Consider the following 26,373-nt stretch of genomic DNA (forward strand, 5'->3'; position numbering starts at 1 on the left):
CGGGGAGGCCGGCCCCCCGCCGCATCCCCGCGCGATTGCTGGACGTTGTCTTCCTGACACCTCCTGGCCCCTGGTGTGCAACCGTCCGCGTACCCCTCGCCTGGCGAAGGGACGCGCGACGCTCTTGCGTCCGCGTGTGCATGTGGAGGAACGCTTGTTCGCACGAAGGCATCACCTGGGGCTCGGAGGACTGGCCGTCCTTTGCGCCTTCAGCGCCCAGGCCCAGAGCACCATTCCGGGCATCGAACTGGAGCGCCTGCAGCTCAACCCCGCCATGCGTGACAGCCTCGTGCTGTCCACCGGTGACCTGCTCCCCGCGGGTCAGTTCCGCATCGGGTTGACGGCGCACTACGAGAACCGGCCCCTCGTCCTGGTGGAGAACGACGAGCGGCAGGCCGACATCATCTCCAACCGCGTGACGACGCACATCACCGCGGCGTACTCCCTCACGAACTGGCTGGAATTGGGCGCGCAGGTGCCCATCGTCGCCCAGTGGGGCCCGGAGACCGCGTCGAATGGCGTGTCCCGTCCCACCACCAGCGCGCTCGGCACGCCGTGGGTCCAGGCGCGCGTGGGCTTCCTCTCCGAGAGCCGGGGCGGACCGATGGACCTGGGTCTGCACCTGGCCGCGGCCCTGCCCCTGGGCAGCAAGGCCGCCCTCACCCGCGACGAGGGCTTCACCTTCTCCCCGCGCCTGGGCGCCGGCAAGCAGCTGGGCGGCACCTTCCGCGTGGGCGCGGACGTCGGCGCGCTCGTGCGCACGAAGACGTACGCGCTGACGCCGCAGACGCAGCCCTACCTCGACGAGATGGGCGTGGAGGTGAACGGCGGCGTCAACCTGTCCGCCGCCCTCTGGGGTCTGCGCGAAGAAGTCATCCTGCGCGGCACCATTCCCACCCAGGACTCGCCCAGCTCGATGGAAGCGCTCCTGGGCCTGCGCGTCCCCACCGCTGACGGCACCGAGGTGTACGTCATGGGCGGCCCGGGCTTTGGCCAGACGCCAGGCACGCCGCGCTTCCGCGTGCTCGCCGGTGTGTCCTTCGGCACGCCTCCCGCGCCCAAGGGCCCCGTCTGTATCGCGGGCCAGCCCCACGTGGCCGCCGAGTGTCCCGACCTGGATGCCGACGGCGATGGCGTGAAGAACAGCGACGACCAGTGCCCCACGACGGCCGGCCTGGCGCAGCTCCAGGGCTGCCCGGACAAGGACGACGACCAGGACGGCATCCCCAACCTGGCGGACAAGTGCCCCACCCAGGCGGAGAACAAGAACGGCTTCGAGGACGAGGACGGCTGCCCGGACGACCCTGACTCCGACGGGGACGGCATCGTGGACTCCAAGGACCAGTGCCCGAAGGAGCCGGAGACGTTCAACGGCTACAAGGACAAGGACGGCTGCCCGGACGTGGAGCCCGACCGTGACGGCGACGGCATCGTGGACCGCCTGGACAACTGCCCCGACGAGCCCGGCACCGAGGCCAACGGCGGCTGCAAGGAGGCGCCCGTCGCGCGCATCGACTCCGGCAGCATCCGCATCATGGAGGCCGTGTTCTTCGAGAACAACAAGGCCGTCATCCAGAAGCGCAGCAACGCGGTGCTCGACAAGGTCGCGTCCATCCTCGTGTCCCATCCGGACATCGAGAAGGTGCGCGTGGAAGGCCACACCGACAACACCGGCAAGGCTTCCTACAACCTGGAGCTGTCCCAGAAGCGCGCCGAGGCCGTGGTGGACTACCTCGTGAGCAAGGGCGTACAGCGCGAGCGGTTGGTGGCGCAGGGCTTCGGGCCCACGCAGCCCATCGCGGACAACGCGAAGGCGGACGGCCGTGCGAAGAACCGCCGCGTCGAGTTCAAGATCGTCGGAGAGGCCGAGGGCGTGCAGACGACGCCGGCCTCCTCCTCTTCCCCCGACACCCTTCGGAAGTAAGGCAGACCGTTCATGTTCAAGACCCTGATGCATTCCCTTGTCCGGGGTGATTCACCCCGGATGGCCCTGAGCGCGGGCTTCCACGCGCTGGCCCTGTGTTCGCTGTTCCTCCTCGCGGGCTGCGAGTCGGCCACGCCGCGGCCCGCTGCCTCCGAACCCGTGCTCACGAGCCAGGCGTCCTCGCTCGTGGGTGACGGCCGGCTCCAGCCCGGCGAGCAGTGCGACGACGGCAACACGGTGAGCGGGGACGGCTGTTCGTCCACCGGCACCGTGGAGGCGGGCTACCTGTGCAACGTGCCCGGCAACGCGTGCTCGTTGGCGAGCCTGTGTGGCAACAACGTGGTGAACACCGGCGAGCTGTGCGACGACGGCGACACCGCCAGCGGCAGCAACGGCTGTTCGGCGACGTGTGATTTGTCGCTGTGTGGCAACGGCGCGTTCGACAACCGCCAGTACCCGTCCTACGCGCAGGAGATCTGCGACGACGGCAACCGCTTCGAGGGCGACGGCTGCAGCCGCCAGTGCGAAGTGGAGCCCGGCTTCGCCTGCGCGGGCAGCCCCAGCCGCTGCGTGAGGGCGGGTGTGGCGGTGTTCAACACCGGCGTGGACGCGCAGAACCGCCGCCTGCCCACGGGCGCGGTGGATACGCACTGGTTCTACTCCGGCACCACCACTGGCGCGGACACCGGCGTGCGCAACGCCAACGACTGGCCGCTGGAGATGCAGACCGCGCGCTTCATGGCGGCGCAGGGCACGCAGACGTGCGTGTACCAGGACTTCCTCATCCCCTCGACGACCCACATCGCGCAGTTCCGCCTGCGCCTGGCCACCTTCAATGACAACCAGTTCGACGGCGCCAGGGTGAACGGCGTGGCCATCACGCCCGTCACCGTGAATGACCCGCCCGGCCAGCCCTGGCAGAAGAACATCTTCCGCGAGTTCGGCACCAACGCGGCCTGGCACGCGGGCCTCAACCGCATCGAGCTGTGCAACGAGAACGAGGCCAGCCCGCCGAACGCCTTCCGCTACCTCTTCGTGGATGCCTACGACGACCGCTGCGGTGACGGCGCCGTCTCCCCGCGCGAGGAGTGCGACGACGGCAACACCACGGCGGGCGACGGCTGCAACGCCACCTGCGGCATCGAGGCCGGCTATGGCTGCGCCGGCGCGCCCAGCACCTGCGCCAAGACGTGCGGCAACGGCAACCTGAACCCCGGCGAGCAGTGCGACGACGGCAACACCACCGCCAATGACGGCTGCAACGCCAGCTGCCGTGTGGAAGACGGCTACGCCTGCCCCACGCCGGGCCAGGCCTGCGCGGCCACCTGCGGCAACGGCGCCATCAACGCGGGAGAGCAGTGCGACGACGGCAACGTGTTCAGCTCCGACGGCTGCTCCGCGGCGTGCCGCATCGAGACGGGCTACTCCTGCAACGGCGCCCCGTCCGTCTGCGCCCCGCTGTGCGGTAACGGTGTGCTCAACGCCGGTGAGCTGTGCGACGACGGCAACACGAACCTGAACGACGGCTGCTCCAACGCCTGCACCCTGGAGCTGGGCTATGCCTGCGCCACGCCGGGCCAGCCCTGCGCGAAGACGTGCGGCAACGGCCACATGGACCCGGGCGAGCAGTGCGACGACGGCAACCTCGCGTCCGGTGACGGCTGCGCCACCGAGTGCCGCGTGGAGGGCGGCTATGCCTGCTCCACGCCGTCCAACGGTCCCTCCGTGTGCGTCCAGTCGTGCGGCAACGGCGCCCTGGATCCGAACGAGACCTGCGACGACGCGGACCAGTCGTCCGGCGACGGCTGCTCCAATGGCTGCCGCGTGGAGCCGGGCTACAGCTGCTCGGGTCAGCCCAGCACCTGCGCCACCCTCTGCGGCGACGGCATCCGCGCGGGCTCCGAGGCGTGCGACGACGGCAACGCCACGGCGGGCGACGGCTGCAACGCCACCTGCGCCGTGGAGCCGGGCTGGAGCTGCCCCGCCCCTGGCAACGTGTGCTTCAACACCTGCGGCAACGGCACGGTGGACGTGGGCGAGTCGTGCGACGACGGCAACGCGGCCAGCGGCGACGGCTGCAACGCCACCTGCGCCGTGGAGCCGGGCTACAGCTGCAACGGCGCGCCCAGCGCCTGCGGCACCACCTGCGGCGACGGCATCCGCGCGGGCGCCGAGGTGTGCGACGACGGCAACCTGGTGGGCGGAGACACCTGCTCGCCGCGCTGCCTGCTGGAGGTGGGCCAGGCGTGCAACGCGTCCAACGTCTGCGAGGCGTACTGCGACCTGTCCACCCAGTTGTGCGTGGCGCAGGAGCCCCAGCCCGTGACGCCGGCCCCGGTCATCACCGGCCCCACGGCGAACACCACCGTGACCACCGGCACGCCTCCCATCACCGGCACCAGCGTGCCCAACGCGCAGGTGACGGTGCGTGAGGGCGGCACCGTGGTCTGCACCGCCACCGCGGACGCGGCCGGCAACTGGACCTGCACGCCCACGACGCCGCTGGTGGACGGCCCGCACAACGTGACGGCCACGGCCGAGACGTCCACGAGCACCACCAGCCCCCCGTCCACCGCCGTCCCCTTCATCGTGGACACGGAGGTCCCGGCCCCGGTCATCACCGGCCCCGAGGCGAACACCACGGTGACCACCGGCACGCCCGCCATCACCGGCACCGGCGAGCCCGGCGCGCTGGTGACGGTGCGTGAAGGCACGACCGTCATCTGCACCGCCACCGTGGACGCGGCCGGCAAGTGGAGCTGCGTGCCCACGACGCCGCTGACGGATGGCCCGCACAGCGTGACGGCTACTGCCGAATCGCCCGCGGGCATCACCAGCCCTCCGTCCGCCACCGTCCCCTTCGTGGTGGACAGCGTGGTGCTGGACAACCAGGCCCCGGACACGTCCATCGTGAAGGGCCCGGCGCCGACCACCTCCGACCGCACGGCGGACTTCGAGTACGCCTCCACGGAAGTGGGCTCCACGTTCGAGTGCAGCCTCGACGGTGGCGCCTGGGGCCCGTGCCGTGACAGCTACACCGTCGGCAGCGGGGACCACGTCCTGCGTGTCCGCGCGGTGGACGGCAGCGGCAACACGGATGCGACCCCGGCGGAGTACACCTGGACGGTGGTGAACACGCGCGCCTTCGCGGGCGGCGGGTGCAGCACCGCGCCGGATGCCTCCTGGCTGGCCCTCCTGGGCCTGATGGGAGTGCCGGGGCTGCGCCGCCGTCAGCGCCGCGCCGCATAGCCTCGCGGAGCCCGCCGGAGGGGAGGGCCTACCCCCTTCCCGGGAGCGCCCCCTCGCTCCCTCTCATGGCGCCCTTCCGGCGGCGCTCCCGCGTCCCCCTGCCTTCCCCGTATGCTTCGTCCGTGCCCGGGGCAGGTCATCAAGCGTCTTACGAGGAGGAGGTCCTGCTCGCGCTGGACGAGGGGCTGCTGTCCTCCGAGGAGGCGGCGGCCCTGCGCGAGGAGGCCCTTCGCCTGCACCGCGGGCCCCTGGAGCTGTTGAAGGAGCGGGGCCGGCTGACGGAGGACACCCTGGACCTCTTGCGGCAGGACCTGGCTCGCGGCGTCACGGACCGGGGTGAAGCGCCCATCCAGGAGGCCGCCACGCTGGGCACGGCGATTCCGTCCTCGCTGGGTGTGCATGGCGTGCCCTCGTTCCCGGTGCCCGGCTGGGACCGCTACGAGCCCGTGCGCTTCCTGGGGCAGGGCGGCATGGGGCAGGTGTTCCTGGCCTATGACCCGCTGTTGCGCCGCAACGTGGCCCTCAAGTTCGTGCGCGACGGGGACCCGGAGCTGGCCCGCCGCTTCCTGTCCGAGGCCCGCGCCCAGGCCCGCGTGCGCCACGAGCGCGTGTGCGAGGTCTACGAAGTGGGCGAGGTGCGCGGGCACGCCTTCATCGCCATGCGCTACGTGGAGGGCCCGTCGCTGGGGCAGCTCTCCAACTCGCTCACGCTGGAGCAGCGCGTCTGGGTGCTGTGCCAGGCCGCGGAGGGCGTGCACGCCGCGCACCGCGTGGGGCTGGTCCACCGAGACCTGAAGCCCGGCAACATCCTGGTGGAGCGCACGGAGGACGGAGGCTTCCACCCGTTCGTGATGGACTTCGGCCTGGCGCGGGACTGGCGCGAGGACAGCACCACCCCGAACGCGGTGCTGGGCACGCCGCACTACATGCCGCCCGAGCAGGCCCGCGGTGAAGGCCACCGCCTGGACCGCCGCGCGGACGTCTACGCGCTGGGCGCAACATTATATGCGCTGCTCACCGGGCAGCCTCCCTTCACCGGCGGGACGGAGAAGGAGGTGCTCGCGAAGCTCCAGACGGAGCCGCCTCCGCGTCCGCGCGCGCTGGAGCCGGACATCCCGGAGGACCTGGAGGCGGTGGTCCTCAAGTGCCTGGAGAAGGAGCGGCCGCTCCGCTACGACTCCGTGCGCGCCTTCACGGACGACCTGGAGCGCTTCCTGTCCGGCGAGCCGGTGCGAGCCCGCCATGGCGCGCGCTACTGGCTGGGCAAGAAGGTCCGCAAGCACCGCGCGGCGCTGGCGCTGGGCGGCACGGTGGTGGCGGTGGTGGCCGGCGCGCTCACGCAAGCGCAGCTCGCGCGCGGAGAGGTGGCCGAACGCGAGCGGCTGGCCCGCGCCTTCACCGAGCGCGTGGAGCGCATCGAGTCCTCGGCGCGCTACTCCGCCCTGTCGCGCCTGCACGACACGCGCAAGGACCGCGAGGCGCTGCGCGCGAGCATGGCCGCGCTGGAGCAGGAGATTTCCCGCGCGGGCGAGCAGGCGGTGGGCCCCGGTGAGTACGCGCTGGGCCGCGCCCTGTTCGCGCTGGATGACCTGGACGGCGCGCGCGCGAAGCTGGAGTCCGCGTGGGCGCACGGCTTCCGCGAGCCCCGCGTGGCCTGGGCGCTGGCGCAGACGCTGGGCCACCTGTACCGCGAGCAGCTGCTGCTGGACGTGGAGCGCCGAGCCCCCGCGCAGCGCGAGGCCCGGCTCAAGGAGTTGAACGGGCGCTACCGCGACCCGGCGCTCGCGTACCTGCGCCAGGCGGAGGGGCCGGACGTGCCCGCGCCGCCGTCGTTCGTGAAGGCTTTGTTCGCCTTCTATGAGGACCGGCCGGAGGACGCGTTGGCGCTGCTGGACGCGCCGGGCACGCAGTCGCCGTGGTTCTACGAGGCGCCGCTGCTGCGTGGCGACATCCTGCTCGCACGCGCCACGCGGCGCTGGAACGGCGGGGACCGCGCGGGTTCGCAGGCGGACCTGGCGCTGAGCCGCGAGGCGTACGCCGCCGCTGTCGCCACGGCGGAGAGCCAGCCCGTGGTGCACTCGGTGCTGGGGCGGCTGGAGCTGGCCGCGCTGGTGATGGAGCTGTACGGCGAGGGAAACATCCTGCCGCACTACGAGCGGGGCCTGGAGGCGCTGTCTCGCGCGCTCGCCGCCGCGCCGGACCATGCCCGCTCGCTGGTGCTGGTGTCGCGCTTCCACCGCCGGCTCGCGGAGCAGCGCACGAACCAGGGCGGGGAGGGCGTGGAGGCGCTGCTGGAGAAGTCCCTGGCCGCGCTGCGCACCGCGGAGGCCGTGGCCACGCCGAGCGAACGCATCCCGCTGGAGCGGGCCCTGACGCATCGCCAGTGGGCGCGCTACCAGCAGCTGCGCGGAGAGGACCCGCGCGGACAGCTGAAGCTCGCGATTGCCTCCTTCGAACAGCTGCGCCCGGAGGACCGCGACTACGCGTTCCACGCCAACCTGGGGCTCGCGTGGCAGGGGCAGGCGGACGCGGAGGCCGCGCGCGGCGGAGACCCGCTGCCGCTGTTGGACCAGGCCATCACTGAGTACCAGGCCGCGCTCCAGCTGAGCGAGCAGCAGCCGTTCTCGTGGATCAACCTGGGCGTCGCGTACCGCAAGCGGGCGGACGCCCGGAACGCGCCGGATGCGATGGGCGACCTGCGCCTCGCGAACAGCGCGCTCACGCGGGCCCTGTCCCTCAACCCGGACAACTTCAGCGCGTGCTTCAACGGCGCGGAGGTGGCGGAGCAGCTCGCGCGAGCCCGCTACCTGAAGGGCGAGGACGTGAGCGTGGACCTGGAGCGCGCCCTGACGCTGTACCGGCAGGGGCTGGCGCTCAACGCGAAGCAGCCCGCGCTCCACAACGCGCTGGGCTCCGCGGTGTTCTGGCAGGCGGAGCTGCGCGCGGAGGAGGGCGGCGACACGAAGGCCCTGCTCGACGAGGCGAAGGCGTCCTTCGAGAAGGCCCGCGCCCTGGCGCCCACGCAGGGCTTCGCCTTCAACAACCTGGGCGAGTGGGAGGTCTTCCGCGCGGAGCTCCAGCTCGCGAAGGGCGAGGACCCGAGCGTCGCGCTGCGCGCCGCGGTGGACGACTACTCGGAGGCGTTGAAGCGGCTGCCGGACGACGCGGACCTGCTGGCGAACCTGGGCAAGGCCTGGGTGCGCCACGCGGCGTGGACGCTGTCACAGTCACGAGACCCGGCGGCGGACCTGACGAAGGCGGAGACGGCGCTGAACCGGGCCCGCGAGCAGAACCCGCGCCTGGGCAATGCCTGGCGCTACCTGGCGGAGGCCTCCGGCGTCCGTGCGCGTTGGATGGCGCGGGGCCACGGGGCGGCGGACGGCGAGTTCACGCGCGCGGCGGAGGCCTTCGAGGAGGCGCTGAAGCTCGACCCCAGGCTGGAGTACCGGCTCGCGGCGGCGGAGCTTCACGGCGCATGGGCGCGGTGGCGCATCCGTGAAGGGCAGGACGCGGCGGCCGGGCTGACGCGGGGACTGGCGCTGGCCGACGCGGTGGTGGCGGCCCGCCCCCGGTGGAGCCGGGCGCGTGAGGTGAGGGACGGACTGGTGGCGCTTCGCACCCCGACCCCGGAGAGCGTGGTCGACGCACCCACGCCCTGAGGACGCTACCGGCGGACCTCCACCGGCGGATCGCTCGTCACGTCGATGCCGCCGTTCTTGCGGTCCGATTGCCCCTCGATGGAGCTGTCGTCCTGGACCTTGCGAGAATGGATTCTCACCTGGAAGGGATGCCTCCCTCGCTTCGCGTGGGGGGCGACGGTCAGCGGCACGGGCACCGCGTTGTCGCTGGTCAGCTTGAACGGGCTCCGCGCGGTGAAGCAATCATCGTGGTGGAACGACACGATCGCGGTGGCGTCAGCCGCGTAACCAGCCATCACGAAGACCACCAGGTCGCCGTGCTTCACCTCCGGCGACGGGTCGTAGGTGATGTCCTTGGGGGAGAGAGTCACTGTCATGAGGGCCATGGGCCCGGACTGCATTGCATCGCCTGTACCAGTGCGCGGACCGTGAACACCGCTGGGATGTTTCACGGCCGCGACACGGGGCAGGACCCCGGACACGTCAATGACAGGGCACGGTCCGGGGCTGACGTGTCCGCCGGTTAGGCGCGCTTCTCCGGCGGGTCGCTGGTCACGTCGATGCCGCCGTTCTTCCGGTCCAGCTTGAGCGGACCGACCTTGTCCGCGCTCCGGGTGCTCGACCCATCGTCGATGGTCGCGTCGAATTCGTAGATCCGCTTCAGCGCCGTCATCGAGACGATCAGCGGGGAGGTCGCCAGCGCGTGGGTCCCTCCGAGCTCGTACGGGTACGGGTTCGAGGCGGAAACGGTGAGGCAGTTCCCGTGGGGGAACGTGATGGTGGCGGTCGCGCCCGGAGGGTAGCTGCCCAGCGAGAAGATCACCGTGTCACCGTGTTTCACTTCCGGACCGGGGCTGTAGGTGACGGGAACCGTGGAGAGGTCGACTGTGATGTTGGCCATAGGTCCGCGCAGCATTGCAGCCCCCGTACCAACATGCATGTCTTGAATGGTGGCTCTGATGTTTCACGGCTGCGACAGCGGACGCGCGCTCCCGGACGTGTCAGTGACACGTCACGGTCCGGGAGCTGACGTGTCCGGCGTCTACCGGAGCAGCTCCTTCGGCGGGTCGCTGGTCACGTCGATGCCGCCGTTCTTCCTGTCCCACTCGTGGCCCTTGCGGGCCTGGGATTCCTGGCCGTTGTTGAAGTCGACGTCGAAGGCATAGACCCCGCGCGAGGCCGTCAGGGCGACGGTCAGGGGCGAGGTCGCCATCGTCGCGCCTCCCAGCGTGTACGGGCCGGACGTGGTGAGGCAGGTGCCGTCGGGGAACGTCACGGTGGCGGTGGCGCTGACCGCGTTGCCCAACGTGAAGACCACCTTGTCGCCGTGCTTCACATCGGGGCTGGGGCTGTAGCTGACAGGGGTCGTGGAGACGTCGATGGTGATGGTGTTGGTGGGCATGGTGCGGGTGGACATTGCAGACGCCGTACCAGCTCAGCTCGCGTCCAATCCCAGCTCACGCACGCGGCGATGGAGCGCGCGGCGGGAGACCTCCAGCTTCTGCACCATGCGGTCCAGGTCGCCCTCGCATTCGTGGAAGCAGCGGGTGATCTCCTCCGGGCTCAGGTCGCGCGCGGTCCGCAGGAGCGAGCTCTTGTCGATGAGCACGTACACGGAGGAGCGCGGGATGCCCAGCCAGTCCGCCGTGGCCTTCAAGTCCCACGCGCAGGCACGCAGGGCCTCCAGCACCTCCTGCTCGCTCACCTCCGACGGCTTGCGCCGCGCGGGTGCGCGCGTCTCCGAAGGCGCGGGCGTGTCCTCCGAGGCAGGGGAGGGCGACCGCTCGGTCAGGGGTTGTCCGGGGATGGGGAGCGCGTCGGCGTCCAGTGACTGCTCCAGCCGCGCATCCACGCGCAGCCCTGGCAGGCCCCGGCTTCCAATCACGAGCTGCCGCGCGACGTTGCGAAGCTGGCGCACGTTGCCGGGCCACGCGGAGCGCACCAGCCGCGCGGCGAGCGACGCGGGCAGCCACGGCTCCGCGCGCGCATCCGAGGAGCTCAGCCGCCCTGCCTCGCCCGTGGACTCCAGCTCCTGGCGCGCGAAGTGGAGGAACAGCGGCGCGATGTCCTCGCGGCGCTCGCGCAGCGGCGGCACGGTGATTTCGAAGCCCGCCAGCCGGTGCAGCAGCGGGGCCTTGAAGTGGCCGTCGCGGATGTGCGCCTCCAGGTCCGCGTCCGTGGCGGTGACGAGCCGCACGTCCACGCGCACCGGGGTCTGCGCACCCACGGGATAGACCTCCTGGGTCTCCAGCACGCGCAGCAGCGCCGCCTGGACCTCCGGGGGCGCCTCCGCCACCTCGTCCAGGAAGAGCGTGCCGCCGTGGGCCGCGCGGAAGAAACCCTCCCGGTCGCGCGCGGCGCCGGTGAACGCACCCCGCACCGCGCCGAACAGCTCCGCGGCGATGAGGTCCTTGGCCAGGGCGCCCAGGTTGACGCTGACGAAGGGCCCGGCGCGGCGCGGGCTCCGCGCGTGGAGCGCTCTCGCCACCAGCTCCTTGCCCGTGCCCGTCTCGCCCCGCACCAGCACGGGGACCAGGAGGTCGGCCACGCGCAGCACGTCCTCGCGCACGCGGACGACGCCCTCGCTGTCGCCCACCATGCCCAGCCCCGCCAGCTCCGTCTGGGCACTGGCGCCGCGCACGGTGGCCTGGTGCAGCAGCAGCGCCACGCGCCCGGCGAGCACCAGCGGCACGCCCGCCACCAGCGCCTGCGCGGGGAACTCCCGCCCGCCGCGCACCGGCTCACTGCCCACCCACACCGGCGTCCCTCCCTCCGGCACCCGCAGCCGCACGCTGCCGTCCGTCCCCGCCTCGAAGCGCACCGGAGTCCGGCTGAGGAAGGGGTCACCCAGGGGCAACGCCAGCACCGCCCCCGGACGGCTGAAGTCCGGTGCGTTGCGGGACAGGGCCACCGCGCGCTCTCCGGACAGCAACCCGTCCAGCAGCAGCCGCTCCCCGATGCGCTGGGGCTGGGCATGGCCAATGAGCGTCAACGCCGGCATCACCTGGGCGGCCTGTGAAGGCGTGCCCTGGGTGCGGACGGCGGTCGTGGAGAAGTTCGTGGGGTTCTTGAGCGGCATGGACCTCCCAGGCAGCCTACAACGGGCTGGCTGCCCCGGGGCCTGGCAGGCGGCGTTCCTTCGCGCTCCTACCTGCTCCGGCGGGGAGCCGTCCCTACGTCTGCTCGCAAGGTGGGCACGGGCCGTAGGAGCGGGAGCCACGCCCGCGCCCCATCCAATGAATAGGTTTGTGGCGCGTGCCGTGTGGTTCTTCGAGAGGGAGCGCGACCTTCATGACTCCATCGAACTCGAACATCCCTGTCTTCGGCGCCGTCCTCTTCGACCTGGACGGCGTCGTCATCGACACGACCGAACTGCACTACCGCGTCTGGGATGAGTTCGCTCGCGAGCGGGGCTACGTGCCCACGCGCGAGCAGCTGCTCGCCACCAATGGCCTGCGGGCCGGGGAGACGCTGCGCGCGTGGTTCGGCGCGGAGTTGGATGACGAGCAGGTGGCCGTGCTCACGGACGACCGGGAGCGGGCCTTCCACCGGCTGCTCGACCACGAGCCGGTGTCCCCCGTCCCCGGCGTGGGCGCCTACCTGATGTCCTTGAAGCGGGCGGGCGTGCCCTGGGCCCTGGGCACGAGCGCCCTGGCCCAGAACGCGGAGCGGGCCCTGGAGCGCGTGGGGCTGGAGCACCTGTTCCCCGTGCGCGTGACGTCCACGGACGTGTCGCGGGGCAAGCCGGATCCCGAGGTGTACCTCAAGGCCTCCGCCGCGCTGGGCGTCCCGCCGCACGCGTGCGTGGTGTTCGAGGACGCGGTGGCGGGGCTGAGGGCCGCGCGGGCCGCGGGCGCGGCGTGTGTCGCCGTCGCCACGTCGTTCCCGCGCGAGGTCCTGGTGCGCGAGCGGCCGGACTGGCTGGTGAAGGACTTCCGGGACCTGCCGCAGGCGCTGCGTCCCGGAAGTCACGGCTTCACGGCGCCGACGGCACCTCACCCGTGAGCACGCAGATGAGCGCGTCCGGGTCGCACTTCACGGGGAACAGCGGGTTGATGCCGGAGCCGCGCAGCCGGCCCGCGTCGTAGTCCGCGTACGGGTCGCACAGCGCGTCGTCCGGCAGCTTCGTGGCGCTGTTCTGGCACTTCACCACCGGCCAGATGCCCTTCACGGTGTACTCGGCGCTGCAGCCGTTCTCCGAGTACACGAGGTCCGCGGTGAACTGCGTGCCCGGAATCTCTGGCGTGTTGTAGATGCGCAGGTTGCTCCACGCGTAGCCGAAGTCCTGCGCGGGCAGCGGGCCGCCGTCAGGCGCCGTGGAAGCGGGCACCTCCAGCCGCGTGGGCGTCAGGGCCGGCACCGAGCAGAAGTGGTCCGCCCCCGGCGTCACGGAGGCGAAGGGGCCCACCGCGGTGGCGGTCGCCTTCGAGTCCTCCGTCAGCCGGGACGCGAAGTCCGCCAGCAACTTGCCCAGCCGCGCGCTGCGCACGCCCACGGTGTCGGGCGCGGCCGGGTCCGGGCTGAAGAACTTCTGCAGCCCCAGCGGCTCTGGCTTCAGCTGCGCGCAGACGTTGTCCGGGTTCTGCCCGGGCTTGAGCTGGTACGTCGCGGCGAACGAGCCGGTGGAGCCGTCCGACACGGCGCGAGCCACGACGCACTCGGGCTCCGGTTCGCTGCCGCACGCACCCACGGCGACGGCCGCCGCCGCGAGCCCTGCACTCACTGCCATCCAACGAAACTTCATCGCGGGAGTCCTCATGGCTCGAGACCTAGAAGCTGAGCTTCGCGCCCAGGCGGATGGAGCGCGGAGCCTGGTAGGCGGTGGGCCGCTTGAAGTTGGGGTTGATGTCCGCCTCGCCAATGGGCTGGTTCGTGGCGGTGGAGATGACCTTGCAGTGGGGGTTGCCGTTGGTGAGGCAGGCGGTGAGGTCGTCCGGCTTGCCGCCCTGCTCGATGGCGTAGACGCGCGTGGTGGTGAAGGTCTGGTCCACGTCCGTGTACTGCTGGAAGTTGAAGAGGTTGAACACGTCCAGGGACACCGTGAGGACGTAGTCCTTCACCAGCCGCTGGTTGAGGCCCACGTGCCCGTCCACGCCGTGCACCCAGGGCAGCCGCCCCGCGCTGCCGCGCGGCAGGATGAACGTCTCCGAACCGCTGCGGCGCGGGTGCGCGCCCAGGTAGTTGAGCGGCGCGCCGGAGCGCGCCCGGTAGTTGCCGCCCACGTTGATGCTGGTGCTCGGCCCCAGCACCAGCTCCTTCGCGGCGAACACCTTGAACGAGTGAGTGCGGTCTCCGGGCAGCTGGCCCTCGCGGTTGACGGTGAGCGACACCAGGTCGAAGTCGCGCGTGAGGTTGGGGGACAGCTGGCCGGTGTCCGCGCGGAACAGGCCGGAGTAGTTCCCGCGCAGGGTGGACCAGGTGTAGCTGCCCTGGGCCAGCCACCCGTTGGTGAAGGCGCGCTGGAAGTAGAGGTTGACCGCGTCGTACTCGCGCCGGGCCAGCGGGAAGTCCGTGGAGTAGCCCTTGCCCGGGTTGCCCAGGAAGAAGGTGCTGCCGTCGTCGCGGCTCATGTCCTCGATGACGTCGTTGAGGTAGCGCCGGGTGTACGTGGCGCCCAGGCGGCTCGCGGTGAAGAGCTCGTACTCACCGCCCAGCACGAACTCGTCCGCGGACTGGGCGCGAATCTGGGGATCCACCGGCACGCGGTCGCCGCCCTGCGCGTCCCACAGCTGGTTGGGGCTCTCGCGGTTGCCAATGGGCTGGCGGTTGACGTTCTGGGTGCAGTCCCCGAGCAGCGAATCCTCACGGGAGGGAACGCACGGGGGCGAGTCGTAGGTGGCGGACAGCAGCTGCTGCTGCGGGAAGGACAGGTCCGCCATGTCCAGGGGGACGTTCTCGAAGAAGCGCGCGTAGTTGGCGAAGAGCTTGGCGCGGCCACTCTGCGTCGGGTCGTAGATGACGCCCAGGCGCGGGGACCACTGGTTGGGCAGGTGCAGGCCCACCTCGCCGTCCAGGCCGTAGATGGTCTGCACGTCGTAGCGCAGGCCCACGTTGACGGTGACCTTGTCCATGACGGACCAGCTGTCCTGGAGGAAGCCGCCCACGGTGGTGGACGTGGAGGTGCCTTCCTTGTTGGGCAGGAACACCGGGATGTCAGGGCCCTGCAGGTAGCCGTACTGGTTGAGGCTGAAGAAGCAGTCGCCGCCGGTGCACTCCTGCCAGGGCGTGAGGCCGGTGCGCGCGCGGTTGTTGTAGAAGCTCATCCGCTCGACGTCCGCGCCGGCCTTGAGGATGTGGTGGCCCAGGGCCTCCAGCAGGTACGTGCCCATCACCTTGCCCTGCACGCGGTCCAGGCGCTGGATGCTGATGGTGCCGGGGCCGCCCGTGGAGTAGGCCGTCACGGGGCAGCGCAGCCGCTGCTCCTCGGGGGTGGTGCCGCAGGCGTCCGCGTACGGGAGCGTCTCGAACTCGTTGATGGTGTGGTACCCGGGGTTGCGGGTGCGGCGCCAGGCGATGTTGGACTTCGCGGACAGGCCCTCGCCGGAGCCCAGTCCGGAGCCGTCCGACGGGAGGATGGAGTCCGCCTGGTGGTGCCAGCCGAGCGTCGCGTCCACGAGCAGCTTCTTGTCGAAGAAGGACGACGCCTGCTTCGCGACGATGTCCATGGCGCTGTTGCTGCGCCGGGTGGCGATGGCTTCATACGCGCCCTGCACGAAGGCGGTGCACGACAGGCTGGTGCACACCTCCGGCTCGCCGTCGTCGCTGAAGGAGTACTTGCCGCTGCCGCCGGAGGAGCGCGGCGTGCCGAACGCGGACACGGACAGGCTGTGGTCCGGGTTGAAGTTGTAGGTGAGCTTGCCCAGGTACTGCACGCTGCGCTCGTCGGCGAAGCGGCGGGTGCGGCTGCCTTCGATGGGGTTCACCTGGGAGAAGCCGGTGGTGGGGTCCTTGCGGCGCGCGCCCACGGCGGAGCAGCCGTTCTCGGGGTCCACCTCCGAGCACAGCTCGTAGCTGCTGAGCTGGCGGTCCACCTGGATGCGATTGAAGGACGGCGCGACGCCCACGTAGAACCAGAGCTTGTCCTTGAGGAGGGGGCCGCCCAGGTCGAAGCCGAAGTCGCCCAGGTTGTGGGCGCTGCCCTGCGCGGAGATGACGCTGCCTTCGCGCAGGATTTCCTTGCCGGACGTCTGGAACGCGCCGGGCGCGTAGTTGGCGAAGACGGAGCCGTGGAACTCGTTGGAGCCGGACTTGGTGACGACGTTGAGCACGCCGCCGGTGGAGCGGCCGTACTCCGGCATGTAGCCGCCGGTGATGATGTTGACCTCCTTCACGAACTCCACGGACAGGGGCGTGCCCAGCGTGCCCACGCCGGGGTCGTTCACGGACAGGCCGTCCACGACGTACTGGCTCTCAGGTGAGGAGCTGCCGCTGATGCTCACGCCGTAGCGGTCCTCGGTGGCGCCGGGGGCCAGTTCGGCCAGGCCCTCGAAGGAGCGGGACGCGGAGCCCTTGGTGCCGGGGCGGATGACGGCGATGTTGCGGATGAAGTCCTGGTCCACGGTGACGCCCGCGGCGCTGGAGCCCACGTCCAGGGTCGGAGGCGAGCCGACGACCTCGACGTCGGAGCTCAGGGAGTCCGGAGCCAGCTCCGCGTTGAAGCGGATGGTGCGGTCGATGCGCAGCAGGATGCCGTCGCGGGCATAGGGCTGATAGCCCTGGGCCTCGAAGCGCAGCGTGTACGTGCCCGGCGGAAGCTGGGGGATGCGGTACAGGCCGCTCTTGTCGGAGAGCACGGTGCGCTCGCCCTGCAACTGGGGCGAGGTGGCGGTGACCACGACATCCACCAGCGGCTTCTTGTCGAGCGTGTTCGTCAGGGTCCCGGTGATGACCGAGTTGCCCTGGGCCCAGGCCCCTGCTCCCCACAACACGACCATGAGCCACAGCCCACGGATGAAACAGATTCGTCTGAGCACGTCTGCGCCCCTCCCGGCGAAGGCGGCGAACTCTGTCTCAAAACGCGAGAAATCCACCAGCCCAAATCAAAAAGACTTTGCCGCCAGAGCGGAAAACGGCTGGCCCGCTGCGTCAGGCCGGTAGGAGGGGGCTCAGAGGATGTTCCCGGGCTCGGAGGTGAAGAGCGCGTGGAAGAGCGTGGTCTCCGGCGGCTTCATGAAGTTGACGTAGAGTGGAACGGGCGTCTGGGCGACTTCGAGCGGCAGGGCGGTGGCGCCGAACTCAGCTTCGATGTGTCGGGCGACGGTGTCCGCGATGCCTTGCAGCTCCAGCGGGACGGGGCCGAGGAAGACCTTCGACTCCATGAGGTGCTTCCCCAGGAAGACCCGGCGAACGCAGTGCACGGTGTAGAGGGGGGCCAAGATGCTGAGGTACCCGGCGACCGTCCAGGTGATCTGCGGGCGCATCATGTCCTTCGCCTGATGCGGGTAGACCAGCACGCAGAAGCTGGGGTTTGCCAGTCCCGGCGCGTAGTCCCAGGCATCGCAATCGGGAATCGCTGCTCGAAGCGTCTTCACGAAGGCCCCCCAGCGGGGCCTTTCCACATCCTTCTCCTCCCAGAGGGCTTGGTAGCGAAGATCCTCGGGACCGGGTTCTTGCCGGAAGACATAGGCTTGGTCGGTGCCCCAGTAGAGACGAGCAATCGCGAGCAATTCTTCGGCGGAAGGCGTCATGGCTTCCTGGCCTTGGAGTTGAAGGAGAGGGTTGCTGGGTGGCACTGCTGCCTGACTCGCGAGCCAAGGATGGCCCCATCAAGCCCGATCCCGAAGGTGGTCCTGAGCTCCTCACACGCGAGCCCGAGGGCTGTCACCGGCGTGGTCGAACTGAACACGGTCTGAGCCGCCAGATTGGCGCAATTCGCCGAGATGCGTTGGGCCAGTTCCACCTGAATGGCTCCCAGCGCTGCTGTCTCCAGGGGCATTCCGACGCCCAGCGTGCACTTGAAGATTTCTCCCGTGTCCCGTCGCAGCGGAACATGGACACAGGCTTCTCTCCAGCCTCCTGGCCCTGGCTCTGTCTGTTCAATGACCGTGACGAACCGGAAGTGCCGGGGCTGGAGGCTCCCCTCCACCACGGTCCCGGTCCTCATCGCGCAGCCCGTGAGCAACCACGCCAGCACCAGGGATACCGCCCGCTTCGTCGCGTTCATGGTCTTCCCCCCGGAAGGCCACCGACGTCACTTCAAAATCCTCTCAAAGCTCCATCGTCTCAGGGGGCGGGCTGTCCGCTGAGCCACGCGGCTGAGTCGGCATATAACCGCCCTGATGATCTCACGCCTCGCGCTCTTCGCCGCCCTGCTTCTGGGTTCCGTCCTCTTCGGTCTGTCGATGCTGGCGACGGCGTTTCGCGGACGCGCCGCGCTCCCGGTGGCGCTGGTGCTGGGACTGGGCCTGCTGGCCCTCGTCATCTTCACCGCGCGGCGAGCGCCGGGATGGCGGAGTCAAGATGCCTTCACGCTCTCCGGGAAGGCATGGCGGTGGCTGTCGTTGGCGGGGGCGCTGCTCTCGGGGCTCGGGGCCGTGGCCGTCGTCCTCGACAAGTACTCACTGCCACTGCCGTTCGGCGAATGCCTGGGCTCGAACTGCGACCTGTCGTACTGGCTCACGTCGCTCGCGTTCGTGTCCTGCTTCTTCGGAGGATGGCTCGTGTCCGCGGCGCTGTTGGGCGCCTACGGACTGCTGCGAGCCATCTCCTCGGCAGCGGTGTGGGCCGTGTCATTGTCCGTGGGTGCCGGCACGTGCCTGCTCTACCTGATTGTGCACATGGGACCCTAGAAGCCCTTCAGCGCTCCACCGTCGCAGGCAATGGACTGGCCGCTGATATACGCGGCCGGCTCCGACGCCAGGAACGTCACCAGCGCCGCGAACTCCTCCGGCCTGCCCAGCCGCCTCGCGGGGATGTTCGGCGCCACCTTCTCGTCGGACAGGCCCAGGTCCTTCATCCGGTCCGTCGCGTGGTAGCCCGGCAGCGCCGCGTTCACCGTGATTCCATACGGCGCCACTTCATTGCTCAGGGTCTTCACCAGCCCCAGCAATCCCGCGCGCAGGCCGTTGGACACCGTGAGGTTGTTCATCGCCTCGCGCGCCGCCGTGGACGTCACCAGCACGATGCGGCCCCAGCCCTGTGCCTTCATGCCCGGCAGCGCTTCTTGAATCGCATCCACCGTGGCCAGCCACAGGCTCTGGAACCCTGTCTGCCATTGCTCCACCGTGATGGACTCGAAGCCTCCGGACGGCGGGCCTCCCGCGTTCACCACCAGCACGTCCAGGCCGCCCAGCTTCTCGGTCACCTCGCGGACCAACCCACGCGCGGCCCCCGGCTGAGTCAAATCACACGGCACCGCCAGCGCCGCGCCCAGCTCCTTCGCTGCCTTCTGGAGCTTCTCCCCGCCTCGCGAGGACACCGCCACCGTCGCGCGCTCCTTCACCAGCGTGTCCGCGATGGCGCGCCCCAGCCCCGATGACGCGCCCGTCACCAGCGCCCGCCTACCCTTCAAGCCGAAATCCATCCGCGTGCTCCTCCATGAAAGGGGTCAGCCGGCCGCGAATCAGCTTCGCCGCCAGGTCCAGGTCCACGTCCTCCGGCCGCTTCAGCTCTCGAGCCAGCTCCGACACGATGCCGCCCGCGATTGCGCCCACGCCGTACGCCAGCCGGTAGGGCACGCGGCTGAAGCTCACCAGCGAGTAGCGGCTGACGAACTCGCCCGGGAACGCGTTGAGCAGCACCTTCTCCACGCCCTTCTCCAACAGGAAGCGCGGATCCGCCGTGCTGTCGCGCATCTCGATGAAGTTCTCCACCGCCATGTCCGCGATGGCGTCCGCGTTCGTCTTGCGCAGCCGCTCGAACGCGTCGAACGCGGCCGCCCAGTCCGTCCGCCGCTCCAGCAGCGAGTCCAGCACCACGCAGTCCTCGAAGCCGCAGTTCATCCCCTGTCCGTAGAAGGGGACCATCGCGTGCGCCGCGTCACCCAGCAGCAGCGTGCTTCCTCCCACGTGCCACGGCGCGCACTTCACCGTCACCATCTGTCCGGTGGGCCGGGAGAAGAACTCCTCCACCAGCCCCGGAATCAGCGCCTTCGCGTCCGGGAACTGCTCCTGGAAGAACGCCTCCAGCGCGGCGGGCGTGTGGAGCGACGCGAAGCTCACCGGCCCCTCCCACGGCAGGAACAGCGTGCACGTGAAGCTGCCGTCTTCATTCGGCAGCGCGATGAGCATGTACGTGCCGCGCGGCCAGATGTGCAGCGCGTGCTTCTCCATCTGGAAGCGCCCGCCCTCGCCCGGTGGAATCGTCAGCTCCTTGTAGCCATGCCCCAGCGTCTGCGAGTCCGCCTGGGAACCCGTCTGCGATTGCAGCGCCTGCCGCACCGCCGAACCCGAGCCGTCCGTGCCGAACACCACCGCGTCGCGGACCTCCCGCGTCGCGCCCGTGGCCTCATCCAGCACCGTGAGCGCCCCCGCCGCCGGATCCGCCTGCGTCACCCGCTGCCGGAAGCGGATGGACACGCGCCCCGTGGCCTCCGCCTGCGTCATCAGGAACTTGTTCAGCCAGCCGCGTGACAGGGAGTTGATGTGCTGCGAGTCATCCTTCCCATACGGCTGGAAGGCCAGCCCGCCCTTCACCGGGTGGATGACCCGCCCGCGCATGGGGATGGCGTGCTTCAGCGCCTCCTCCTCCAGGCCCACCTGCCGCAAGGCGTGCAGGCCGCGCGTGGAGATGGCCAGGTTGATGGAGCGCCCCGCGTCCAGCGTCTCGCGGCGCATGTCCGCCCGGCGCTCCAGCACCTCCACCGTGTGGCCCCGGCGGGCCAGGTACAGCGAGAGCAGCGAACCCACCAGGCCCGCTCCCACCACCGTCAGCTTCGACTCATTCGAGGGCATGGGCCTCCAGCGCCTTCACGAAGCGGAAGACGTCCAGGTACGTGTTGTAGAGGGGCGCGGGCGCGGCGCGGATGATGTCCGGCTCGCGGAAGTCGCAGATGATGCCGGCCGCGGACAGCCGCTGGAGCAGCCGCTTCGGCTCGCCCTTGAAGCGCAGGGACAGCTGCGCCCCACGCTGCTTCAAATCTCGCGGCGTGGTGATGCTGACGTACCCCACGGGCAGCCGGTCCAGCAGGAACTCCAGGTAGCCCGTCATCTGGTCGCTCTTCGCGCGCAGGGCCGCCATCGTTGCCCTGTCGAACAGCTCCAGCGAGGAACGCAGCGCCGCCAGCTGGAAGATGGGCGGATTGGACAGCTGCCACCCCTCCGCGCCCGGCAGCGGGTCGAACGTGGGCCCCATCTCGAAGCGCGTGGCCTTGTTGTGCCCCCACCAGCCCTCGAAGCGCGGCAGTTGCGGTGAATGCGCGTGCCGCTCGTGCACGAACACGCCACCCAGGCTGCCCGGTCCGCCGTTGAGGTACTTGTACGAACACCACACCGCGAAGTCCGGCCCGTCGTCGTGCAGCGACAGCTTCAGGTTGCCCGCCCCGTGCGCCAGGTCGAAGCCCACCTTGCAGCCCTGCGCGTGCGCCACGCGCGTAATCTCGCGCAGGTCGAACGCCTGCCCGGTGAGGTAGTTCACGCTGCCCAGCATCACCAGCGCGAGCTCCTTCCCGTGCCGCTCGATGGCCTCCAGGATGTCCTCGGAGCGCAGCGTGTCCTCGCCCTCGCGGGGCATCAGCCGGACGATGGCCTCCTTCGGGTCGTAGCCGTGGAAGCGCGCCTGAGACGCCACCGCGTATTGGTCCGACGGGAAGGCGCCGCCTTCAATCAGGATTTTGAAGCGCTCACGCGTGGGCCGGTAGAACGACACCATCATCAGGTGCAGGTTCACCGACAGGGTGTTCATCACCACGACTTCCTGCGGCTGCGCTCCCACCACCCGCGCCACCATGTCGGTGAGCTGCTCGTGGTAGGGAAGCCACGGGTGGCGGCCGTGCACGTGGCCCTCCACGCCCAGCCGCTCCCAGTCCTCCATCTCCATCTGCACGTACTTGCGCGCCTTGCGCGGCTGCAGCCCCAGCGAATTGCCCGCCAGGTAGATGGCCGGCGCGCCAGACGCGGCCGGGGGGAAGAGGAACTCGTCGCGCAGGGGCCTCAGCGGATCCGCTGCGTCCAGGCCGTAGGCGAACACATCGGTGTTCTCGTAGACAGGGGCCGTCATGGTGCGAAGTCCTCGTGCGAGCGCCCCAGCCAATCCAGGGCATTTCGGGACAGCAACCGCTCGCGCACGGAAGGCGCCAGGTCCGTCAGCGACTCGATGAGCGTGCCGGGCCGCTCCTCGCCCAGCGGGAAGGGATAGTCACTGCCCAGCGCCACCTTGTCCGCGCCGAACAGCTTCACGATGCCGCGCAGCGTCTCCGCGTCGTGCACCAGCGAGTCCACCCAGAACCTTCCCAGGTAGTCGCGCGGCGCGACCTTGTTGTCCACGGCCACCAGATCCGGGCGAACCTCGAAGCCGTGCTGGATGCGGCCCAGCGTGCCGGGGAACGCGCCGCCGCCGTGCGCGAACGCGAGCCGCAGCTTCGGCAGCCGCTCCATCACCCCGCCGAAGATGAGCGAGCAGATGGCCAGCGACACCTCCGCCGGCATCCCCACCAGCCACGGCAGCCAGTACTTCGCCATCTTCGCCTCACCCATCATGTCCCACGGGTGCACGAAGACGGCCGCGCCCAGGTCGCTCGCCGCCTGGAAGAAGGGGAAGAGGGCCGGGTCGGACAGGTTCAGGTCATTGACGTGGCTGCCAATCTGCACGCCCGCGAACCCCAGCGTGCGCACGCAGCGCTCCAATTCCTTGACCGCCAGGTCGGTGGATTGGAGCGGCACCGTGCCCAGGCCCACGAAGCGCTTCGGCGCTGTCGCCACCGCGCCGGCCAGGTGGTCGTTGAGGAAGCGCGCCACCTCCAGGCCGTCCTGCGGCTTCGCCCAATAGCTGAACAGCACCGGCACCGTGGACAGCACCTGCACCTGGACGCCGTGCGCGTCGCATTCCACGACGCGCTGCTTCGGGTCCCAGCAGTTGCTTTCAATCTCGCGGAAGAACTTCCCGTCGTCCCGCATCATCCGCGCGCGGCAGGGCGCGTGGTGGTCCAGCGCGATGAAGCCGCCGTAGCCGAAGCGCTCGGCGAAGCGGGGCAGCTCCGGGGGGAGGAGGTGCGTGTGGATGTCGACCTTCACTTGGGCGCACCACCCCGCGCCACCTTCGTGCCGCACTTCTTGCACGTGCAGTTCTCGGGGTTGCCGTAGAAGTGCTCGAACACCGGCGGCAGCTGCGTCACCAGGTTGGTGACGTGCAGCGACTCCTCATAGAGCTTCTCGCCGCACTTCGGGCACAGCCACAGGAACGAATCCAGCTCCTGCGGCTGGCGGCGGCGCTCCAGCACCAGGCCGATGGTGCCCGCGGGCCGCTGCGGCGAGTGCGGCACCTTGGGCGGCAGCAGGAAGATTTCGCCCTCGCGGATGGGGACGTCCTGCACCTGGCCGTCGTCGATGACGCGCAGGGTGATGTCGCCCTCCAGTTGGTAGAAGAACTCCTCGCCCTCGTTGACGTGGAAGTCCGTGCGCGAGTTGGGCCCGCCCACCACCGTGACCATGAAGTCCCGGTCCTCCCACACCTGCTGGTTGCCCACGGGCGGCTTGAGCAGGGGGCGGTGCTCGTCGATCCACTTCTTGAAGTTGATGGGGGTCAGTCGGCCCATGTCACTCGTCTCCAATGGTGGCGATGCACTTGAGTTCAATCGCGATGGGCGTGGGCAGCGCGTTGATTTCCAGCGTGGTGCGGCACGGCGGGTTGTCCTTGAAGTACTCCGCCCACAGCCGGTTGTACGTGGGGAAGTCCCGCTTCATGTCCGTGAGGTACACCGTCACGTCCACCAGCCGCTCCCACGACGAGCCCGCGTCCTCCAGGATGTAGCGCACGTTGCGGAACACGGAGTGGCACTGCGTCTCGATGTCGTACGAGACGATGTTCCCCGCCGCGTCCAGCTCCACGCCCGGAATGGCCTTGCTGCCGCGCTCGCGCGGGCCCACGCCGGAGAGGAACAAGAGATTCCCCACACGGCGCGCATGGGGATAGAGCCCCACCGGCTCCGGGGCCTTCTTCGAATCGATCCGCTCGCCAGCGCTCACGTGTGGCTCTCCCCGCTCAAAGCTTGATGCAGACGTTCTTGGGCTCGGTGAAGAAGCGCAGCGCGTCCCAGCCGCCCTCGCGCCCCACGCCGGATTCCTTCACGCCACCAAACGGCGTGCGCAGGTCGCGCAGCATCCAGGTGTTCACCCAGACGATGCCGCTGTGCAGCCGGGACGCGAACCGGTGCGCGCGCGCCAGGTCCTTCGTCCACACGCTGCCCGCCAGCCCGTAGCGCGTGGAGTTGGCCCACGACAGCACCTCCTCCTCGTCGTCGAAGGGCATGATGGTCGCCACCGGACCGAAGATCTCCTCCTGGTTCGTGCGGCACGTGGGGGCGAGGCCCTCCACCAGCGTGGGCTCGATGAACCAGCCGTTCGCGCAGCGGCCGGGCACGCTCGCGCGCTGGCCGCCGGTGAGGATGTTGCCGCCCTCCTGCTTCGCGAGCGTGATGTAGCCCATCACCTTCTCGAAGTGCTCGCGCGACACGAGCGCGCCCTGGTCCGTGCCGTCCACCAGCGGGTCGCCCACCTTGAGGGCCTTCGTGCGCGCGACCAGCGCTTCCTTGAAGCGCGGATACAGCGAGCGCTGCACGAAGATGCGCGGGCCGCACAGGCAGATCTGCCCCTGGTTCGCGAACGACGAGCGCAGCGTGGTGGCCAGCGCGTCGTCGAAGTCGCAGTCCGCGAAGATGACGTTGGGGTTCTTCCCGCCCATCTCCAGGGACAGCTTCTTGAACGCGGGCGCGGCCACGCGAGCAATCTCCGCGCCCGTGCGCGTGCTGCCGGTGAAGGAGATGGCGCTCACCTCCGGGTGGCGCGTGAGGGGCCCACCGACGTGAGGCCCCAGGCCGTGCACCAGGTTGAGCACGCCCGGTGGCAGCCCCGCGTCGCGGCACACCTGCGACAGGAGGAAGGCCGTCATCGGCGTCACCTCCGACGGCTTGGCCACCACGCAGTTGCCCGCCGCCAGCGCGGGGGCAATCTTCCACGTGAGCAGATACAGCGGCAGGTTCCACGGCGAGATGCAGCCCACCACGCCCAGCGGCGAGCGCAGCGTGTAGTTGAGCGCCACGCCGTCCATGGGGTGCGCTTCACTGGAGAACTGCGTCGCCGCGTCCGCGAAGAACTCGAAGTTGAGCACGCTGCGCGGGATGTCCACCGTGCGGGCCACCGCCAGCGGCTTGCCCGTGTCGATGGACTCCGCGCGCGCGAAGGCGTCCAGGCGCTCGTGGATGAGGCCGGCGATGCGGCGCAGGTACCGCGAGCGCTCCATCGCCGGCAGGGCGGCCCACGCGGGGAAGGCCCGGCCCGCGGCCTCCACGGCGGACTGCACGTCCACCTCGCGCGAGTCCGGCACGTGCGCGTAGAGCTGGCCCGTCGCGGGCTCCGGCTTGTCCAGCCACTGGCCGCCCGCCGCGGGCACCAGCTCGCCACCGATGTAGTTGAGGACCTTTTCCACGGGCGCGCCCTCCAAGGAGACGCGGCAATGTATGTCGCGGCCGTCCGCGGCCTCCAGGATTCCGAACAGTCGGCGTCGGATGGCGCTCGCTTGCGCGGCCGTCTGGCTCCCAGCGTCTCCGGGACCCGCTCCACTGGTGAATCCTTGGTGGAATTGCGGGCCGGGCATGGAAAAGATTCGCGCATGACCTCGACTGTGGATGTAGCGGCCCTGGCTGGAATCCTGGACGCGGCGCGGCGCGAGCGGCGAGAGATACCGCCCCTGTCGCACGCGCACCCGACCCTGACCGTGCCGGACGGTTACGCGGTGCAGGCGGAGGGCATCCGGCTGCGCGAGGCCCAGGGTGAGCGGGTGGTGGGCCTGAAGATGGGCTTCACGTCGGAGGCGAAGCGCCAGCAGATGAACCTGGGCTCGCCCATCTTCGGCGTGCTCACGGACCGGATGCGCGTGCAGCCCGGCGGCGTGGTGCGCGTGGGCGCGGGCATCCACCCGCGCATCGAACCGGAGATCGCCTTCCGCACGTCGAAGGAACTCAAGGGCACCGTGACGCGGGATGAAGTGCTGGACGCGTGCGACGCGGTCTTCGCGGCGATGGAGGTGCTGGACTCGCGCTTCGTGGGCTTCAAGTACTTCAGCCTGCCGGACGTGGTGGCGGACAACGCGTCGTCATCGCTGTTCGTGCCGGGCACCCTGGAGCGCGCCCCGCGCGAACTGGACCTGACGAAGCTCCAGATGCGCATGGAGGTGAACGGCAAGGTGGAGGGCGAGGCGCGCTCGGACGCCATCTCTGGCGACCCGGTGGTGTCCCTCATCCAGCTGTGCGCGCTGCTCGCGGAGCGCGGTCAGGTGCTGCCCGCGGGAAGCCTGGTGCTGTCCGGCGCGGCCACCGCCGCCTACCTGATGAAGCCCGGCGACCACGTGCGGCTGACCGTGGACGGGCTGGGCACGGTGGAAGTGACGGCGGCGCCATAGTCCGGCGACGCC

Annotated in this window: 21 protein-coding genes; 6 read left to right on the plus strand and 15 right to left on the minus strand. The window is 70.2% G+C overall.

Annotation, left to right across the window (positions count from 1 at the left end; genetic code table 11):
* Positions 1 to 154: 154 nt before the first annotated feature.
* The 3 genes from D7V77_RS18765 to D7V77_RS18775 all read left to right on the plus strand — a co-directional run bounded on the left by D7V77_RS18765 (position 155) and on the right by D7V77_RS18775 (position 8,832).
* On the plus strand, positions 155 to 1,924 hold the full coding sequence (locus D7V77_RS18765) for an OmpA family protein (RefSeq protein WP_120577658.1): 1,770 nt from the start codon (positions 155 to 157) through the stop codon (positions 1,922 to 1,924).
* 12 nt (positions 1,925 to 1,936) lie between these two features.
* Complete coding sequence (locus D7V77_RS18770) at positions 1,937 to 5,173, plus strand: DUF4215 domain-containing protein (RefSeq protein WP_199733804.1); 3,237 nt, start codon at positions 1,937 to 1,939, stop codon at positions 5,171 to 5,173.
* Positions 5,174 to 5,295: 122 nt separating this feature from the next.
* The gene (locus tag D7V77_RS18775) at positions 5,296 to 8,832 is read left to right on the plus strand and encodes a serine/threonine-protein kinase (RefSeq protein ID WP_120577678.1); all 3,537 of its coding nucleotides are present in this window, start codon (positions 5,296 to 5,298) and stop codon (positions 8,830 to 8,832) included.
* Between the two features lie 5 nt (positions 8,833 to 8,837).
* Here D7V77_RS18775 and D7V77_RS18780 read toward each other — a convergent pair whose 3' ends face one another.
* The 4 genes from D7V77_RS18780 to D7V77_RS18795 all read right to left on the minus strand — a co-directional run bounded on the left by D7V77_RS18780 (position 8,838) and on the right by D7V77_RS18795 (position 11,890).
* The gene (locus D7V77_RS18780) at positions 8,838 to 9,197 is read right to left on the minus strand and encodes a hypothetical protein (protein ID WP_120577660.1); all 360 of its coding nucleotides are present in this window, start codon (positions 9,195 to 9,197) and stop codon (positions 8,838 to 8,840) included.
* Between the two features lie 137 nt (positions 9,198 to 9,334).
* Positions 9,335 to 9,712 carry a hypothetical protein gene (locus D7V77_RS18785; protein ID WP_233597093.1) on the minus strand — a complete coding sequence of 126 codons (378 nt, stop codon included), beginning with the start codon at positions 9,710 to 9,712 and terminating at the stop codon, positions 9,335 to 9,337.
* 141 nt (positions 9,713 to 9,853) lie between these two features.
* Complete coding sequence (locus D7V77_RS18790) at positions 9,854 to 10,228, minus strand: hypothetical protein (protein ID WP_233597094.1); 375 nt, start codon at positions 10,226 to 10,228, stop codon at positions 9,854 to 9,856.
* Between the two features lie 18 nt (positions 10,229 to 10,246).
* The gene (locus D7V77_RS18795) at positions 10,247 to 11,890 is read right to left on the minus strand and encodes a sigma 54-interacting transcriptional regulator (protein WP_120577662.1); all 1,644 of its coding nucleotides are present in this window, start codon (positions 11,888 to 11,890) and stop codon (positions 10,247 to 10,249) included.
* Between the two features lie 212 nt (positions 11,891 to 12,102).
* Between D7V77_RS18795 and D7V77_RS18800 the strand changes: the two genes are divergently transcribed.
* A complete protein-coding gene (locus D7V77_RS18800; protein WP_120577663.1) occupies positions 12,103 to 12,816 on the plus strand; it encodes an HAD family phosphatase in 714 nt (237 codons plus the stop codon).
* Here the strand turns inward: D7V77_RS18800 and D7V77_RS18805 are convergent.
* From D7V77_RS18805 to D7V77_RS18820, 4 genes are all read right to left on the minus strand, one after another.
* Positions 12,788 to 13,540 (minus strand): hypothetical protein, encoded by a 753-nt coding sequence (locus D7V77_RS18805; RefSeq protein WP_233597095.1) that lies wholly within the window; start codon positions 13,538 to 13,540, stop codon positions 12,788 to 12,790. The genes D7V77_RS18800 and D7V77_RS18805 overlap by 29 nt on opposite strands.
* A 40-nt stretch (positions 13,541 to 13,580) precedes the next feature.
* The gene (locus tag D7V77_RS18810) at positions 13,581 to 16,784 is read right to left on the minus strand and encodes a TonB-dependent receptor (protein ID WP_120577665.1); all 3,204 of its coding nucleotides are present in this window, start codon (positions 16,782 to 16,784) and stop codon (positions 13,581 to 13,583) included.
* 132 nt (positions 16,785 to 16,916) lie between these two features.
* Positions 16,917 to 17,498, minus strand: a complete 582-nt coding sequence (locus tag D7V77_RS44775) for a hypothetical protein (protein ID WP_233597096.1) — start codon at positions 17,496 to 17,498, stop codon at positions 16,917 to 16,919.
* A complete protein-coding gene (locus D7V77_RS18820) occupies positions 17,495 to 17,974 on the minus strand; it encodes a hypothetical protein (RefSeq protein ID WP_120577666.1) in 480 nt (159 codons plus the stop codon). Before D7V77_RS18820 ends, D7V77_RS44775 begins: the two co-directional genes overlap by 4 nt.
* Positions 17,975 to 18,089: 115 nt before the next feature.
* Here D7V77_RS18820 and D7V77_RS18825 point away from each other — a divergent pair, with 115 nt between their 5' ends.
* The gene (locus tag D7V77_RS18825) at positions 18,090 to 18,599 is read left to right on the plus strand and encodes a hypothetical protein (RefSeq protein WP_120577667.1); all 510 of its coding nucleotides are present in this window, start codon (positions 18,090 to 18,092) and stop codon (positions 18,597 to 18,599) included.
* Here D7V77_RS18825 and D7V77_RS18830 read toward each other — a convergent pair.
* Genes D7V77_RS18830 through D7V77_RS18860 form a run of 7 tightly spaced genes read right to left on the minus strand, consistent with a single transcriptional unit; the run spans position 18,596 to position 25,389 of the window.
* The gene (locus D7V77_RS18830) at positions 18,596 to 19,321 is read right to left on the minus strand and encodes an SDR family oxidoreductase (RefSeq protein WP_304485874.1); all 726 of its coding nucleotides are present in this window, start codon (positions 19,319 to 19,321) and stop codon (positions 18,596 to 18,598) included. The two genes, D7V77_RS18825 and D7V77_RS18830, sit on opposite strands and share 4 nt — an antisense overlap.
* A complete protein-coding gene (locus D7V77_RS18835) occupies positions 19,311 to 20,702 on the minus strand; it encodes an NAD(P)/FAD-dependent oxidoreductase (RefSeq protein ID WP_120577669.1) in 1,392 nt (463 codons plus the stop codon). The genes D7V77_RS18830 and D7V77_RS18835 overlap by 11 nt, the downstream gene beginning before the upstream one ends.
* A complete protein-coding gene (kynU, locus tag D7V77_RS18840) occupies positions 20,689 to 21,966 on the minus strand; it encodes a kynureninase (protein WP_120577670.1) in 1,278 nt (425 codons plus the stop codon). Before kynU ends, D7V77_RS18835 begins: the two co-directional genes overlap by 14 nt.
* Entirely contained in the window at positions 21,963 to 22,979 is a 1,017-nt protein-coding gene (locus D7V77_RS18845; protein WP_120577671.1) for an amidohydrolase family protein, read from the minus strand. The genes kynU and D7V77_RS18845 overlap by 4 nt, the downstream gene beginning before the upstream one ends.
* Positions 22,976 to 23,500: a 3-hydroxyanthranilate 3,4-dioxygenase gene (gene nbaC, locus D7V77_RS18850; protein ID WP_120577672.1), complete on the minus strand. Its 525-nt coding sequence runs from the start codon at positions 23,498 to 23,500 to the stop codon at positions 22,976 to 22,978. The genes D7V77_RS18845 and nbaC overlap by 4 nt, the downstream gene beginning before the upstream one ends.
* Position 23,501: 1 nt before the next feature.
* On the minus strand, positions 23,502 to 23,930 hold the full coding sequence (locus tag D7V77_RS18855) for a RidA family protein (RefSeq protein WP_014393721.1): 429 nt from the start codon (positions 23,928 to 23,930) through the stop codon (positions 23,502 to 23,504).
* A gap of 16 nt (positions 23,931 to 23,946) precedes the next feature.
* Entirely contained in the window at positions 23,947 to 25,389 is a 1,443-nt protein-coding gene (locus tag D7V77_RS18860; RefSeq protein ID WP_120577673.1) for an aldehyde dehydrogenase, read from the minus strand.
* A gap of 183 nt (positions 25,390 to 25,572) precedes the next feature.
* Here D7V77_RS18860 and D7V77_RS18865 point away from each other — a divergent pair, with 183 nt between their 5' ends.
* The gene (locus D7V77_RS18865; RefSeq protein WP_120577674.1) at positions 25,573 to 26,361 is read left to right on the plus strand and encodes a 2-keto-4-pentenoate hydratase; all 789 of its coding nucleotides are present in this window, start codon (positions 25,573 to 25,575) and stop codon (positions 26,359 to 26,361) included.
* Positions 26,362 to 26,373: the final 12 nt, after the last annotated feature.

The sequence above is a fragment of the Corallococcus sp. CA041A genome, assembly GCF_003612075.1.
GTDB lineage: Bacteria > Myxococcota > Myxococcia > Myxococcales > Myxococcaceae > Corallococcus > Corallococcus exiguus.

What these genes read in the sequence shown, in the direction of transcription:
- D7V77_RS18825 (WP_120577667.1), top strand. Translation starts at nt 18,090, where the DNA reads ATGATCTCACGCCTCGCGCTCTTCGCCGCCCTGCTTCTGGGTTCCGTC.
- D7V77_RS18805 (WP_233597095.1), bottom strand. Translation starts at nt 13,540, where the DNA reads ATGGCAGTGAGTGCAGGGCTCGCGGCGGCGGCCGTCGCCGTGGGTGCG.
- D7V77_RS44775 (WP_233597096.1), bottom strand. Translation starts at nt 17,498, where the DNA reads ATGACGCCTTCCGCCGAAGAATTGCTCGCGATTGCTCGTCTCTACTGG.
- D7V77_RS18800 (WP_120577663.1), top strand. Translation starts at nt 12,103, where the DNA reads ATGACTCCATCGAACTCGAACATCCCTGTCTTCGGCGCCGTCCTCTTC.
- D7V77_RS18835 (WP_120577669.1), bottom strand. Translation starts at nt 20,702, where the DNA reads ATGCCCTCGAATGAGTCGAAGCTGACGGTGGTGGGAGCGGGCCTGGTG.
- D7V77_RS18865 (WP_120577674.1), top strand. Translation starts at nt 25,573, where the DNA reads ATGACCTCGACTGTGGATGTAGCGGCCCTGGCTGGAATCCTGGACGCG.
- D7V77_RS18785 (WP_233597093.1), bottom strand. Translation starts at nt 9,712, where the DNA reads ATGGCCAACATCACAGTCGACCTCTCCACGGTTCCCGTCACCTACAGC.
- kynU (WP_120577670.1), bottom strand. Translation starts at nt 21,966, where the DNA reads ATGACGGCCCCTGTCTACGAGAACACCGATGTGTTCGCCTACGGCCTG.
- D7V77_RS18795 (WP_120577662.1), bottom strand. Translation starts at nt 11,890, where the DNA reads ATGCCGCTCAAGAACCCCACGAACTTCTCCACGACCGCCGTCCGCACC.
- D7V77_RS18780 (WP_120577660.1), bottom strand. Translation starts at nt 9,197, where the DNA reads ATGGCCCTCATGACAGTGACTCTCTCCCCCAAGGACATCACCTACGAC.
- D7V77_RS18790 (WP_233597094.1), bottom strand. Translation starts at nt 10,228, where the DNA reads ATGTCCACCCGCACCATGCCCACCAACACCATCACCATCGACGTCTCC.
- D7V77_RS18820 (WP_120577666.1), bottom strand. Translation starts at nt 17,974, where the DNA reads ATGAACGCGACGAAGCGGGCGGTATCCCTGGTGCTGGCGTGGTTGCTC.
- D7V77_RS18770 (WP_199733804.1), top strand. Translation starts at nt 1,937, where the DNA reads ATGTTCAAGACCCTGATGCATTCCCTTGTCCGGGGTGATTCACCCCGG.
- nbaC (WP_120577672.1), bottom strand. Translation starts at nt 23,500, where the DNA reads ATGGGCCGACTGACCCCCATCAACTTCAAGAAGTGGATCGACGAGCAC.